Genomic DNA, 13,137 nt, shown 5'->3' on the forward strand with positions numbered 1-13,137 from the left:
GAATAGGAGAAAAGGAATGGAAGAGTATCAAGACCGTTCATTGCGGGGCAGGGTCTTTCAGCGGCTTCGGGAGGATATTCTGTCAGGGGTCTATAAGGAACGGGATGAACTGCGGGAAATTACGCTTGGAGAGGAGCTTGGAGTCAGCAGGACTCCGGTAAGGGAGGCCCTTAGACAGTTGGAGCTAGAGGGCTTGGTTACGATTATTCCCAACAAGGGCGCATATGTAACGGGTATTTCCCGCAAGGATGTTGCAGACATTTATAAGATTCGTTCGATGTTGGAAGGAATGTGCGCCAGATGGGCGACGGAGCATATTACAGAGAAACAGATTGAAGAACTGGAGGAGGTATTGCTTTTGTCGGAGTTTCATCTGCGTAAGAAAAGCGAGGGTCAGGCGGAGCAGGTGACAGAGCTTGACGGGAAGTTCCATAAGATTTTGTACGAGGCCTCCAACAGCAGGATTTTGGAGCATGTGCTGTCGGATTTCCATAAATATGTGCAGATGGCCAGGGCGATGTCAGTGGGAGAGAAGAATCGGGCAGAGAAGTCCATACAAGAGCATCGTGAGATTCTGGAGGCCATAAAAAAGCAGGATGGAAAGCTGGCGGAAAAGCTGGCTAACCGGCATATTTTAAATGTGATGGAGAATCTGCATCTGACAAAATAGACGGGCTAAATGGGTCCCGAAAGATAATAAATGACAAAAATCAGGAGGTAATATATCATGACAAAGATTAAGATGACAACACCAATCGTAGAGATGGACGGCGACGAGATGACGCGCATCCTGTGGAAGATGATCAAAGACAATCTGCTAGAGCCCTTTATTGAGCTGAATACAGAGTACTATGACCTGGGGCTTGAGCATAGGAATGAGACGGATGACCAGGTGACTATCGACTCTGCAAATGCCACGAAGAAGTACAAGGTTGCTGTGAAATGTGCGACAATCACGCCCAATGGGGCACGTATGAAGGAATATCATTTGAAAGAAATGTGGAAGAGTCCCAACGGAACCATACGGGCGATTCTGGACGGAACCGTTTTCCGTACGCCTATTGTAGTTAAGGGAATTGAGCCTTGCGTAAGGAACTGGAAGAAGCCGATTACGATTGCAAGACATGCTTACGGAGATGTGTACAAGGGCTCAGAGCTTAAGATTCCAAATGCCGGTAAGGTGGAGCTGGTGTATACGGCTAAGGACGGGGCGGAGACAAGAGAATTGGTGCATGAGTTTGAGGGCTCAGGGATTGTTCAGGGGATGCACAATGTAGACCAGTCCATCGAGAGTTTTGCCAGAAGCTGTTTTAACTATGCGCTGGATCTTAAGCAGGATCTGTGGTTTGCCACCAAGGATACGATTTCTAAGAAATATGACCATACCTTTAAAGATATTTTTCAGGATATCTTTGATGCAGAGTATCAGGAGAAATTTAAAGAGGCGGGAATTACGTATTTCTACACGCTGATTGATGACGCCGTGGCCCGTGTGATGAAGTCTGAGGGCGGCTATATCTGGGCATGTAAGAATTATGACGGGGATGTGATGAGCGACATGGTTTCTTCTGCCTTTGGCTCCCTTGCCATGATGACCTCCGTTCTGGTATCTCCAGACGGGTATTACGAGTATGAGGCGGCCCATGGAACGGTGCAGAGACATTATTATAAGCATCTTAACAAAGAGGAGACATCTACAAACTCTGTGGCGACCATATTTGCATGGACAGGGGCGCTTAAGAAACGGGGAGAGCTGGATGGAAATCAGGAATTAATGGATTTCGCAGACAAGCTTGAGAAGGCTACTATTGATACCATTGAAGATGGGGAAATGACGAAAGATCTTGCCTTGATTACAACCATTGAGAACCCTACTGTGTTAAACAGTGAGGAGTTTATCAAGGCGATTGCAAAGAGATTATAATATTTGGGGGCTGTCAAAAGGACGGCCCCTTTTTTGACATCAGCTATCTACAATTCTTTGGAAAATTTTCTATAATAGTACCCGTAGGAGACGCCTAATATGATTAACGCTGCGAAGGAGCAGAGGATTCCAGTCAAATCTGTCTTTGTCTCAATTAGAAGGAAGGGCAGAATAATCAGCACATAGGTTATAATGTCAAATGTACGGGCTTTCGCCAGATCATGGATGGTTCTGGTGCGCTCGTCATTCTGGTCAATGACGGTCTGTCGGCTTTCTTCGGGGTATTTCTCGTACTGGTAGGTGGTTCCAAAGTAATGAATTCCGTTCAAAAACAGAAGGGCGCCTGTGTACTGGATGAGAGTCAGACAGATGGTGATTGGCAGGCTGTCGAAGAGGTGGAGGGATTTCACCATAAAGGCTATGACATGCATGGGAAATCCGACGAAGATAAAGATTTGTTTTTTCTTTTTGGTTGTCATGACTGTTCCCTCCTTAAAGCTATAGAATATAAAATGTAAAGTATATTTTCCATATGATTATTATAAACAAGAATCACAGTAATGTCAAGTTCGCTTTCCATAAATTTGGGTAGGAAAGGGTGAGTACTGGCAGTATGAAGATATCGTTAAATTTATCTGTGAAAACCATACCATTTTTATATGGAAAATGGTATAATAAAACCAAATATCATCAAATTCTGTGGGTCTGGATATGTTCCATAGCGTCTGCCCACATTACATAGATATGTAAAAGAGAAGGGAGAACAAGGACAAGATGAAGATACTGATGATTAATGGCACCATGAGACACGGCTCAAGCTACCATATCGGAAAGATGGTGATTGAGAAGATTGCGAGGGAAGAGGATCAGGTCATTGAGTTATTTCTTCCAAAGGACATGCCGGAATATTGTCGTGGGTGTGCTACCTGTATAATGGAGAGTGAGAAGAAGTGTCCAGATTATCTGATGTATATGAAGCGGGTGACACGGATGATCGACGAGGCGGACCTGTTGGTATTTACGTCGCCGGTTCATGTACTCCATGTGACAGGGGCTTTGAAGGTTTTGCTGGATCATTACGGATATCGTTTTATGGTGCACAGACCAGAGGAGAGTATGTTTAGCAAGCAGGCCGTGTGTGTGACCACCGGTGCAGGAGGCGGCATGAGATCCACGCTTAAGGATATTAAGAGCAGCTTGTTCTTCTGGGGTGTGGCAAGGATTTATACATACGGGATTGCCGTGTCTGCCATACGGTGGGAGGATGTGGAGATGTCCATAAAGGAGAAGATTGTCAATGATGTGGACCAGCTTGCTCTTAAGCTTACCAGGGATACGGCTTCTGTGACTCCGGCGTTGAAGACGAAGATTTTATTCTATATCATGAGACATATACAGCAGAACGGGAAACACCTTCCGGATGTCGCTTACTGGAAGGAAAAGGGATGGCTTGGGAAGGCGCGCCCGTGGAAGAAGGCGGCGCAGAAGACAGGACAGGAAAATTAATGAAAAGAGACGGGGCGTAGTAATATATTTTACTACGTCCCTAATTCTTCCCAGCGCTCATACAATTCCTCTAATTTTGCTGCAATGGCGGCCTTCTCATTGGCCAACTCCTGGCACCGGAGAGAGTTGGTAAAAACCTCCTCCTGCATCATAAGCCCGTCAATCTCTGCGTCCCGTTCCTCCAGACCCGTAATACATTCCTCAGTCTTTTTCAGTTCATTTAAGCGTTTGCGCTCCCGTGCCTGGGCCTCCTTCTGCTCCTGCCAGCTTAATTTTGCCTCAGATACGACTTCCACAGAGGAAGAAATGGTTTCCTCTCTGCCAGCATAAGCGGCGGTCAGCTCGTCTCTCTTTTCCAGATAATAGTCGTAGTTTCCAATGTAGTTGACGAAGGTATGGTTGACCAAATCCAGAATCCGTGTGGCTGTCTGGTTGATAAAATACCTGTCATGGGAAACATAGAGCAGAGTTCCTGTATAGTCGTTTAACGCCTTCTCCAGAATCTCCTTGGAGGAGATGTCTAGGTGGTTGGTAGGCTCGTCCAGAATCAGGAAATTCGCCCGTGAAAGCATCAGCTTCGCCAGAGAGACACGTCCCCTCTCACCGCCGCTTAAGTCCCCAATCCGTTTGAACACATCATCCCCTGTAAAAAGGAACGCTGCCAGCATATTACGAATCTTGGTGTTGGTAAGCTCAGGATAGTCGTCAGATATCTCGTCGAAAATGGTCTTGTCCATATGGAGTACATGGTGCTCCTGGTCATAGTAGCCAATCTCTACGTTGGCCCCAAGGGTAAAAGCTCCTGTATCGGCAAGAAGCACCTGGTTAAGTATCTTAAGGAGGGTAGTCTTTCCTGTTCCATTGTCCCCGATTATCGCAATATGCTCTCCCCGTTTGATTTCAAAGCTTACGTTCTGGAACAATACCTGGTTTGGGAAGGATTTGCCTAGAGCTTCAACGGTAAGCACGTCGTTGCCGCTTTGACGGGAGGGCTCTAGGTTTAAGTGAATCTCTGTATTCATCTCCACCGGTTTTTCCACCGGCTTGATTTTTTCCAACATCTTTTCACGGCTCTCCGCCCGCTTGATGGATTTTTCACGGTTAAATGAGCGCAGCTTTTCAATGACTGCCTCATGGTGTTTGATTTCCTGCTGCTGATTTAAGTACTCTTTAAGCTTGGCCTCCCGAAGCCTGCGTTTTTTCTCAGCATAGGCGCTGTAGTTGCCCATGTAGGTCATAAGGCTTCCAAGCTCAATTTCCAATATCTTTGTTACGACACGGTCAAGGAAATAGCGGTCGTGAGAGACGATCAGTACAGCGCCGGAATAGTTAAGTAGATAGGTCTCAAGCCAGGCGATGGAGTTTAAGTCTAAGTGGTTGGTGGGCTCGTCAAGGAGCAGGATATCCGGCTTTGTGAGCAAAAGCTTTCCCAGGGAAACCCGTGTCTTCTGGCCTCCTGAGAGGGTGGATACAGGCTTGGAGAAATCCTCCTCCCGAAAGCCCAGTCCCTTTAAGACGCCCGTAATCTCACTTTCGTAGGCGTATCCGTTTTCCCGCTCAAAAGCTGCCGTCAGGCGGTGGTAAGTCTCCAGGCGGGCGGTTAAGGCGTCCCCCTTTAGATGCTTAAGCTCACATTCAATGGAGCGAAGCTGCGCCTCCATGGCGATAATATCTGCTTTGGCTAGCTTCACCTCTTCATAAATGGTGCCGCCGCTTACCATGTCCTGATGTTGAGCAAGATAGCCTAATGTCTTACCTTTGGTGAGAATAATCTCTCCGGCGTCGGAGGAAAGTTCTCCTACAATCATTTTAAACAGCGTGGTCTTACCTGCGCCGTTTGGCCCTACAAGGGCTGCTTTTTCGTGTTCTTCTATATGAAAAGAGCCTTCGGTGACAATAACATTTTCCCCGAAGGACTTGCTGATTCCGTGACATGCCAGTATCATGATGCTCCTCCTTGTTCAGTGGTTTCTTTCATTATAACGAAAAATATACAAAATACAACTAAAAGTTTGACTTTAAACTTACAATTCTATATAATTGAGTATTAGAAAGGAAATGGAAGGTGAGTTTAAATTGGAAGAAAGAGAGATTTCCCAGGCAGTCATACGAAGGTTGCCCAGGTATTACAGATATCTTGGTGAGTTATTGGAGCACGGGGTAGAGAGGATCTCCTCCAATGACCTGAGCAGGCGGATGAAGGTGACTGCATCTCAGATTCGTCAGGATCTTAACAATTTTGGCGGATTTGGGCAGCAGGGATATGGATATAATGTCAAGTATCTGTATACGGAGATCGGCAAGATTCTGGGGCTGGAGGAGGATCACCGTATGATTATCATCGGTGCAGGTAATCTGGGACAGGCATTGGCGAATTATGCAGCATTTGAAAAACGGGGATTCATACTGAAAGGAATTTTTGACGTAAACCCCAGGCTCGCAGGCATGACGATACGGGGAGTTCCTGTGCGGATGATTGAGGAGCTTGGCGAGTTTGTGAAGGATAATGAGGTGGAGATTGCGGCTCTTACCATCCCCAAGGACAAGGCGATTGAGGTGGCGGAGTTTTTGGTTGTCAACGGTGTAAGGGCAATCTGGAATTTTGCCCACACGGACTTGAATCTGCCAGAGCACGTTATCGTTGAGAATGTGCATCTGTCGGAGAGTCTGATGCAGTTGTCCTATAAGATTAACCGGTTCAATAAGGAGCACAAAAAGTAATTATTTAAGGACTGTATGGAAATAACTTTTACGAAAAAGTATTTTTCATACAGTTTGTTGATTTTATCCAAAGGATATCTTTAAAAAGGTATGGGAGGAGATAAGATATGCAATATCTGGTGGACGGCCTTCAGATGAAGAAGGCGGATCAATATACGATAGAGAAGGTGGGAATTCCTTCTCTTGAGTTGATGGAGAGGGCGGCTGCCTCCTGTGTGAGAGTGATGGAGGAGGAAGGTCTTGACTTGTCTAAGCCCTGTATCGTCTGCGGTTCTGGAAATAACGGAGGCGACGGTTTTGCAATCGCAAGGCTTTTGTGGCGGAAGGAGCTGCGTCCCGTGGTCTGTTTCCCAGGCAATATGGCTCATTGTACTGAGGAGACGACACAGCAGATGGAGTGGTTCACTAAAATCGGCGGAGAGATATGCAACGAATTCAAGGCTGGTGAATATAGTATCATCATAGACGCAGTGTTCGGCGTGGGGCTTAGCCGTAAGATTGAAGGGAAGTATTTAACCCTGCTTACCCAGATGAACGAGGCAAAAGGAGTGAAGTTTGCCGTTGACATGCCCTCCGGTATTTCTGCGGACACAGGCAGGGTGCTAGGTACTGCATTTCGTGCGGATGTGACTGTAACATTTCAGTTGGAAAAACTGGGACTTGTGCTGTATCCGGGGAAGGAGTACGCAGGAAAGGTGCGCATAGAGGATATTGGAATTCATACAGAGGCGCTTTTGAAGGATTCAAGTCTTGCATATTGCTGTGATGAGACGGACTTAAGGAGGCTGCTTCCTATGCGCAAGGCAGATTCTCATAAGGGGACTTACGGGAAGCTATTGGTAATCGCCGGCAGTAAGGGGATGTCCGGCGCGGCTTTTTTCAACGCAAAGGCGGCGTACCTGTCCGGCGCAGGGCTGGTACGAATCTATACGCCAAAGGAGAACAGAGAAATCTTACAGCAGCTTCTTCCAGAGGCGATTATCAATGATTACACAGAGTATGAGGAGGAAGATCTGCTTAATCTTCTTTCCTGGGCGGACGGGGTCTGTATCGGCTCAGGGCTTGGGACTGGCAAGACGGCTTGCAAGCTGTTAAAGACAACGTTAGAGAGGGGAAAGGGTCCTTGTCTGATTGATGCAGACGGGCTGAATCTGCTGGCAGAGCATGAAGAATATTTGGATTTATCTGAAGCTGCAAAAGAACGGCAGATCGTGCTAACCCCTCATATGAAGGAAATGTCCCGTCTGGTTAATCAAAAGGTAGACGAATTGAAAACAAACCGTATTAATCTTCTAAGGAGTTATACCAAGAGCAGAGGATGTACCTGCGTCCTTAAGGATTCCCGCACTGTAGTCGCCACCCCAGGAGAGGGATTTTATGTCAATCAATCTGGAAACCCGTCGATGGCGAAGGCTGGCTCTGGCGACGTCCTTTCAGGAATCATAGCCGGACTTCTGGTACAAGGGCTTGGCTGTCACAAGGCGGCTGTGCTTGGAGTGTATCTCCATGGTCGGGCGGGGGATTATGCTAAGGCGGCGAAAGGAAGTTATAGCGTAATGGCTCAGGATCTGCTATTATATTTGAGTGAGGCATTTAAGAGACTGGAGGCAGAAAATGAAGAATTATAGCAGAGTTTGTGCAAGGATTGACCTTGATGCAATAGAATATAACATGGAGATGATGAGGAAAAACCTTGACGAAGGCGTGAAGATATTGTCTGTAATCAAATCCGACGGTTATGGGCATGGCGCCTTACAGGTAGCAAGATTCCTGGCCAAGAAGGAGTATATCTGGGGCTATGCAGTCGCAGCCCTTGACGAAGGAATGATTCTGCGAAAAGGTGGGATTGAGAAGCCAATCCTGGTGATGGGCTGTATTTTTCCGGAACAGTGGGAGGAAATGCTGCTCCATGAGATACACATGACCATTTATGACGTTAAGACGGCAAGGCGGGTGTCCGAATTTGCCGTAAAAATGGGAAAAAAGGCGTACATTCATGTGAAAATTGATACGGGAATGTCCCGTCTGGGATTTTTGGCTCAGGAGGATAGTATTGGCAGGATAGAGGAAATCAGCCGTATGCCGAACCTGGTTATTGAGGGCATGTACACCCATTTCGCCAGGGCTGATGAGACTGACAAGACGGATGCCAAAAGCCAGCTTGCCAAATTTATGTGGATGAAGGGCAGACTTGCCAAGCTTGGGGTTACGGCTTCCTATTATCATTGCTCCAACAGTGCGGGGATCATTGATTTAAGGGAGGCGTCTCTTAGTATGGTGCGGGCGGGAATCGCCACCTATGGTCTGTACCCTTCTGACGAGGTCAAAAAGGACCTGGTTCCCTTGCGTCCGGCAATGGAAATAATTAGCCATGTGGTTCATGTAAAATGGGTGGAGGCGCAAACGCCTGTAAGCTACGGAGGAACCTTTGTCACCTCAAGGCCCACCAGGATTGCAACCATCCCTGTGGGCTATGGGGACGGGTATCCAAGAAGCCTCTCCAACAAGGGTTATGTCCTGATACATGGGAAAAAGGCGCCAATCTTAGGCCGTGTATGTATGGACCAGTTTATGGTGGATGTGACGGACATTGACGATGTGGAATTTGGAGATTTGGTGACACTGGTAGGGCGAAACGGCGATGCATGGGTCACGGTGGAAATGCTAAGCAGCCTGGCAAAGAAGTTGCGGTACGAGTTTATCTGCAATTTTGGCAAGCGGGTTCCAAGGGAGTTTCTGCGGCACGGAAAAGTTGTGGAGCAGATGGATTATTTTGCATAAAAGATAGAATACATCCGACAAAAGATGGAAATACTCATCTTATCTTTAAGAAATCGGAGTGTGAAAAAGTGTGCAGGTAAGACGTGGAGATATCTATTATGCAGATTTAAGCCCTGTGGTGGGTTCAGAGCAGGGAGGCGTAAGGCCAGTGCTGATTATACAGAACGACGTGGGCAACAGACACAGCCCGACTGTGATCTGTGCCGCCATCACGTCAAGGATGAATAAGGCGAAGCTGCCGACTCATGTAGAGATTGATGCGAGGCGGTATCAGATCGTCAAGAACTCTGTGGTGTTGTTGGAGCAGGTACGGACGATAGATAAACAGCGGCTTCGGGATCTGGTGTGCCATCTGGACAAGGAGATTATGAACAGAGTAGATGAAGCGCTGAAGGTTAGTTTTGAGCTTCATACATAGGGCGCTCAAAAATAGTAAAGGAGTAAGAGACATCAGTTATGGAAGAAGGCAGTTTGTTCCAACGGATGAAATATCTGTTAAAGGGTGAGGATGAGCTTGCAGAGGATGCGCAGAAGGAAGCGGCGGGACTAATCCACAATATTATCCGCTATTTGGATAAGGATGCAAAGGATATTATGACTCACCGGAAGCATATTGTAACGATTGACAGCGGGGAGCTGCTTGAGGATGCGCTTAAGTTTATGCTTAAGGAGAATTTTTCCAGATTTCCCATCTGTAAGGGAGACATTGACGAGATTATTGGAATTATCCATCTGAGGGAGGCCATGTCATGTTATCTGGATGAAAAGCTAAGGAAGGTTCCCCTCAAGGACCTGACGGGCTACATAAGGTCTGCGGCGTTTATACCGGAGACAAAGAGTATTGACACGTTATTTAAGGAAATGCAGGCGGACCAGAACCATATCCGCATTGTGCTGGACGAGTATGGACAGACCTCAGGGCTTGTGACCATGGAGGATATTTTGGAGGAAATCGTAGGAAATATTCTTGACGAGCATGACGAGGAGGACGAGCGCATCAGAAGGCTTCAGAACGGAAATCTTCTGGTCAATGGGATGGTGGATTTGGAGGATTTGGAGGACATTCTACCCATCGTGTTTGAGAAGGATGAGTTTGAGACGCTGAACGGCTTCTTAATCCAGCAGCTGGACCGGATTCCAGGGGAGGACGAGCAGTGCATCGTTGACTATGGGGGATATCGCTTTACAGTTCTTCTGGTGGATAATAACACAATCCAAAGGGTTAGGATTGAAAAACGGTGGGAAGAATGATAAAATAATTTAGATTAGAATAAGAGAGAGGTAGGAAATATGTCAGGACATTCAAAATTTGCCAATATCAAGCATAAAAAAGAGAAAAACGACGCAGCGAAAGGGAAGATTTTCACGAAGATTGGGAAGGAGCTTGCAGTTGCGGTAAAAGAAGGAGGAAGCGCAGATCCGGCCAATAACAGCCGCCTTCGGGATGTGATTGCCAAGGCCAAGGCGAATAATATGCCTAACGATACCATTGACCGCAATATTAAGCGGGCGGACAGCGACGCCAACGCCGCCAATTATGAGCATATTACATATGAAGGGTATGGGCCTAACGGTACGGCGATTATTGTGGAGACGCTGACGGATAACAAGAACCGTACTGCCTCCAACGTAAAGAACGCATTTACCAAGGGAAACGGGAATGTGGGGACGCCGGGATGTGTTTCCTTTATGTTTGACAAGAAGGGTCAGATTGTGGTGGACAAGGAAGAATATGAGGGAGATTCAGATGAACTGATGATGATGGCCTTAGATGCAGGGGCGGAGGACTTCGTAGAGGAGGAGGACAGCTTCGAGATTCTGACGGCTCCTGATGATTTCAGCGCCGTTCGGGTGGCGCTTGAGGAAGCAGGAATCAAGATGGCTGCCGCTGAGGTGACGATGATTCCTCAGACTTATGTGGAGCTTACGGACGAGAAGGATATTGCAAGTATTCAAAAGACGTTGGATATGCTGGATGACGATGATGATGTGCAGGATGTGTATCATAACTGGGACGAATGACGGACAGTACAGGTGAAAAGTGAGGGACGTTCTGCGGAAGGGAGATTAATGGAGGAGACCAGGAAGAAGCTTGAGGATTTTTTTGACGAGATGGTTAAGTCTATGAAATATTTTAAGAAGAAGTCCTATGAGCAGTATTTTAAAGATACCTATGAAAAGTACAGAGATTTGTTCATGTCGCTTCCGGCTCTGTGCGAGGGGGAGGAGGAGACAGCTTCGGCAGCGATTGAGGAGCTGGCTTCTGTGATTCCCATGTATGCCAGAAGAAAATTTCTTGATGTGCCAAAGCAAAAGAAAGAGCCTGTGGGGATTGATTATAATATGGCAATGGCGGTATATGTGGTGCCGATGCTGGTTTATCAGCATGAGCCTGTCAATGAACAGATTGCCCAGCAGATGGTTGAGATTTGGAATGAAAGCCAGGTAACGGGACTTCGGCTTCAGAAGTCGGATTATGAGAAGATTGCCGGAGGCTTTCGGAAGGGCTTGTGCTATATTACAACGGCTGTGTGTGAGTGTCAGGGAAAATCAGATGACTGCAGGGAGCTTACCATCCTTCGCAGATACAGAGATGATTATTTGATGCAGTCAAAGGAGGGGCGCGCCATGGTGGAGGAATACTATGAGATTGCGCCGGCGCTGGTGCTTTCCATAGGGATGCATAAGGAGCCATGGAAGATATATCAGGAGATATATGAGGATTATTTATGCCCTTGTGTAGAATATGCCAAGAATGAAGAAAATGTAAAATGCAGAGAATTGTATGGGGATATGGTGGGCAGTCTGAGACAGAGATTCGCGCCGTCCCACTATTTAAACTAGTGTAATGTAAATGTGTCAGTACACTAGGGTAATTACATATCCTTAAGAACAAAGGAGAGATAAGGCATTATGAGTAATTATAAGACAGAAACCAAATGTATCCAGTCGGGATATACGCCGGACAACGGGGAACCAAGGGTGGTGCCCATCTACCAGAGCACCACGTTCAAATACAGCTCCAGCGAGCAGATGGGACGTCTGTTTGATTTGGAGGAATCAGGGTATTTTTACACACGCCTCCAGAATCCCACCAATGATGCTGTGGCGGCTAAGATCTGCGACTTGGAGGGCGGCGTGGCGGCTATGCTGACATCTTCCGGACAGGCGGCGAATTTTTATGCGGTGATGAATATTGCACAGGCGGGCGACCATGTGGTGTGCGCTTCTGCAATCTACGGGGGAACCTACAACCTCTTTGCTCACACAATCCGAAAGATGGGTGTGGAGGCCACATTTGTGGAGCCGGACTGTACAGAGGAGGAGCTTAATGGGGCTTTTCAGGAGAATACCAAGGCTGTATTTGGAGAGAGTATTGCAAATCCGGCGCTGGTGGTTCTGGATTTTGAGAAGTTTGCCAAGGCTGCCCATGCCCATGGGGTTCCGTTTATTGTAGATAACACCTTTGCAACGCCTGTAAACTGCAGGCCCTTTGAGTGGGGGGCGGATATTGTGACCCATTCCACCACCAAATACATGGACGGCCATGCGTCCTGTGTGGGAGGCGCCATTGTGGACAGCGGGAATTTTGATTGGGAGGCTCATAAGGAGAAGTTTGGAGGGCTTACCACGCCGGATGAGACCTATCATGGAATCGTCTATACAGAGAGATTCGGCAAGGGCGCGTATATTACCAAGGCGACGGCCCAGCTTATGCGGGATTTGGGCTCCATTCAGTCCCCCCAGAATGCATTTTTGTTAAATATGGGGCTTGAGACGCTGCATCTGCGCATGGAGAGACACTGTGAAAATGGAAAGAGGGCCGCAGAGTTTTTACGCAAGCATGATAAAGTTGCGTGGGTAAACTGTCCGTCTCTGCCGGGTGATCGGTACTATGAGCTTGCCAAGAAGTATATGCCTAAGGGAACCTGCGGGGTGATTACCTTTGGGCTAAAAGGCGGCAGGGAGGCGGCAGTTCGGATGATGGACAGCTTAAAGATGATTGCCATTGTGACCCATGTGGCGGATGCGAGAAGCTGTGTGCTTCATCCGGCAAGCCATACCCACCGTCAGATGAATGATCAAGAGCTTATGGAGGCAGGCGTACAGCCAGATTTAATCCGGTTCAGCGTAGGGATTGAGCATATTGACGATATTATTGCAGATCTTTCACAGGCATTAGAACAGGTATAAAGGTATAAGAT

Annotated in this window: 13 protein-coding genes; 11 read left to right on the plus strand and 2 right to left on the minus strand. The window is 47.3% G+C overall.

What is annotated here, in order from left to right:
* Nucleotides 1-16: 16 nt before the first annotated feature.
* Nucleotides 17-670, plus strand: coding sequence for a GntR family transcriptional regulator (locus tag GN277_RS11320; protein ID WP_159751130.1), 654 nt, complete (start codon nucleotides 17-19; stop codon nucleotides 668-670).
* 57 nt (nucleotides 671-727) lie between these two features.
* Nucleotides 728-1,924 (plus strand): NADP-dependent isocitrate dehydrogenase, encoded by a 1,197-nt coding sequence (locus tag GN277_RS11325; protein ID WP_159751131.1) that lies wholly within the window; start codon nucleotides 728-730, stop codon nucleotides 1,922-1,924.
* 47 nt (nucleotides 1,925-1,971) lie between these two features.
* Here GN277_RS11325 and GN277_RS11330 read toward each other — a convergent pair whose 3' ends face one another.
* Complete coding sequence (locus tag GN277_RS11330; RefSeq protein WP_159751132.1) at nucleotides 1,972-2,403, minus strand: hypothetical protein; 432 nt, start codon at nucleotides 2,401-2,403, stop codon at nucleotides 1,972-1,974.
* Between the two features lie 295 nt (nucleotides 2,404-2,698).
* Here GN277_RS11330 and GN277_RS11335 point away from each other — a divergent pair, with 295 nt between their 5' ends.
* On the plus strand, nucleotides 2,699-3,430 hold the full coding sequence (locus GN277_RS11335) for a flavodoxin family protein (RefSeq protein WP_159751133.1): 732 nt from the start codon (nucleotides 2,699-2,701) through the stop codon (nucleotides 3,428-3,430).
* Nucleotides 3,431-3,462: 32 nt separating this feature from the next.
* Here the strand turns inward: GN277_RS11335 and abc-f are convergent, their stop codons facing one another.
* Nucleotides 3,463-5,376 carry a ribosomal protection-like ABC-F family protein gene (abc-f, locus tag GN277_RS11340; protein WP_159751134.1) on the minus strand — a complete coding sequence of 638 codons (1,914 nt, stop codon included), beginning with the start codon at nucleotides 5,374-5,376 and terminating at the stop codon, nucleotides 3,463-3,465.
* A gap of 130 nt (nucleotides 5,377-5,506) precedes the next feature.
* Here abc-f and GN277_RS11345 point away from each other — a divergent pair, with 130 nt between their 5' ends.
* From GN277_RS11345 to GN277_RS11380, 8 genes are all read left to right on the plus strand, one after another.
* The gene (locus GN277_RS11345; RefSeq protein WP_159751135.1) at nucleotides 5,507-6,151 is read left to right on the plus strand and encodes a redox-sensing transcriptional repressor Rex; all 645 of its coding nucleotides are present in this window, start codon (nucleotides 5,507-5,509) and stop codon (nucleotides 6,149-6,151) included.
* Between the two features lie 107 nt (nucleotides 6,152-6,258).
* Complete coding sequence (locus tag GN277_RS11350; protein WP_159751136.1) at nucleotides 6,259-7,779, plus strand: NAD(P)H-hydrate dehydratase; 1,521 nt, start codon at nucleotides 6,259-6,261, stop codon at nucleotides 7,777-7,779.
* Nucleotides 7,766-8,932, plus strand: coding sequence for an alanine racemase (gene alr / locus GN277_RS11355; RefSeq protein ID WP_159751137.1), 1,167 nt, complete (start codon nucleotides 7,766-7,768; stop codon nucleotides 8,930-8,932). The genes GN277_RS11350 and alr overlap by 14 nt, the downstream gene beginning before the upstream one ends.
* Before the next feature lie 70 nt (nucleotides 8,933-9,002).
* The gene (locus GN277_RS11360) at nucleotides 9,003-9,350 is read left to right on the plus strand and encodes a type II toxin-antitoxin system PemK/MazF family toxin (protein ID WP_159751138.1); all 348 of its coding nucleotides are present in this window, start codon (nucleotides 9,003-9,005) and stop codon (nucleotides 9,348-9,350) included.
* A gap of 38 nt (nucleotides 9,351-9,388) precedes the next feature.
* A complete protein-coding gene (locus GN277_RS11365) occupies nucleotides 9,389-10,183 on the plus strand; it encodes a hemolysin family protein (RefSeq protein WP_159751139.1) in 795 nt (264 codons plus the stop codon).
* A 39-nt stretch (nucleotides 10,184-10,222) separates the two neighbouring features.
* Complete coding sequence (locus tag GN277_RS11370) at nucleotides 10,223-10,954, plus strand: YebC/PmpR family DNA-binding transcriptional regulator (protein ID WP_159751140.1); 732 nt, start codon at nucleotides 10,223-10,225, stop codon at nucleotides 10,952-10,954.
* 12 nt (nucleotides 10,955-10,966) lie between these two features.
* Complete coding sequence (locus GN277_RS11375; RefSeq protein ID WP_244324682.1) at nucleotides 10,967-11,776, plus strand: CFI-box-CTERM domain-containing protein; 810 nt, start codon at nucleotides 10,967-10,969, stop codon at nucleotides 11,774-11,776.
* A 69-nt stretch (nucleotides 11,777-11,845) separates the two neighbouring features.
* A complete protein-coding gene (locus GN277_RS11380; RefSeq protein WP_159751141.1) occupies nucleotides 11,846-13,126 on the plus strand; it encodes an O-acetylhomoserine aminocarboxypropyltransferase/cysteine synthase family protein in 1,281 nt (426 codons plus the stop codon).
* The last annotated feature ends 11 nt before the right edge of the window (nucleotides 13,127-13,137 follow it).

It is taken from the genome of Sporofaciens musculi, assembly GCF_009830285.1.
GTDB classification, from domain to species: domain Bacteria; phylum Bacillota; class Clostridia; order Lachnospirales; family Lachnospiraceae; genus Sporofaciens; species Sporofaciens musculi.

What these genes read in the sequence shown, in the direction of transcription:
- GN277_RS11320 (WP_159751130.1), top strand. Translation starts at nt 17, where the DNA reads ATGGAAGAGTATCAAGACCGTTCATTGCGGGGCAGGGTCTTTCAGCGG.
- GN277_RS11325 (WP_159751131.1), top strand. Translation starts at nt 728, where the DNA reads ATGACAAAGATTAAGATGACAACACCAATCGTAGAGATGGACGGCGAC.
- GN277_RS11330 (WP_159751132.1), bottom strand. Translation starts at nt 2,403, where the DNA reads ATGACAACCAAAAAGAAAAAACAAATCTTTATCTTCGTCGGATTTCCC.
- GN277_RS11335 (WP_159751133.1), top strand. Translation starts at nt 2,699, where the DNA reads ATGAAGATACTGATGATTAATGGCACCATGAGACACGGCTCAAGCTAC.
- abc-f (WP_159751134.1), bottom strand. Translation starts at nt 5,376, where the DNA reads ATGATACTGGCATGTCACGGAATCAGCAAGTCCTTCGGGGAAAATGTT.
- GN277_RS11350 (WP_159751136.1), top strand. Translation starts at nt 6,259, where the DNA reads ATGCAATATCTGGTGGACGGCCTTCAGATGAAGAAGGCGGATCAATAT.
- alr (WP_159751137.1), top strand. Translation starts at nt 7,766, where the DNA reads ATGAAGAATTATAGCAGAGTTTGTGCAAGGATTGACCTTGATGCAATA.
- GN277_RS11365 (WP_159751139.1), top strand. Translation starts at nt 9,389, where the DNA reads ATGGAAGAAGGCAGTTTGTTCCAACGGATGAAATATCTGTTAAAGGGT.
- GN277_RS11370 (WP_159751140.1), top strand. Translation starts at nt 10,223, where the DNA reads ATGTCAGGACATTCAAAATTTGCCAATATCAAGCATAAAAAAGAGAAA.
- GN277_RS11380 (WP_159751141.1), top strand. Translation starts at nt 11,846, where the DNA reads ATGAGTAATTATAAGACAGAAACCAAATGTATCCAGTCGGGATATACG.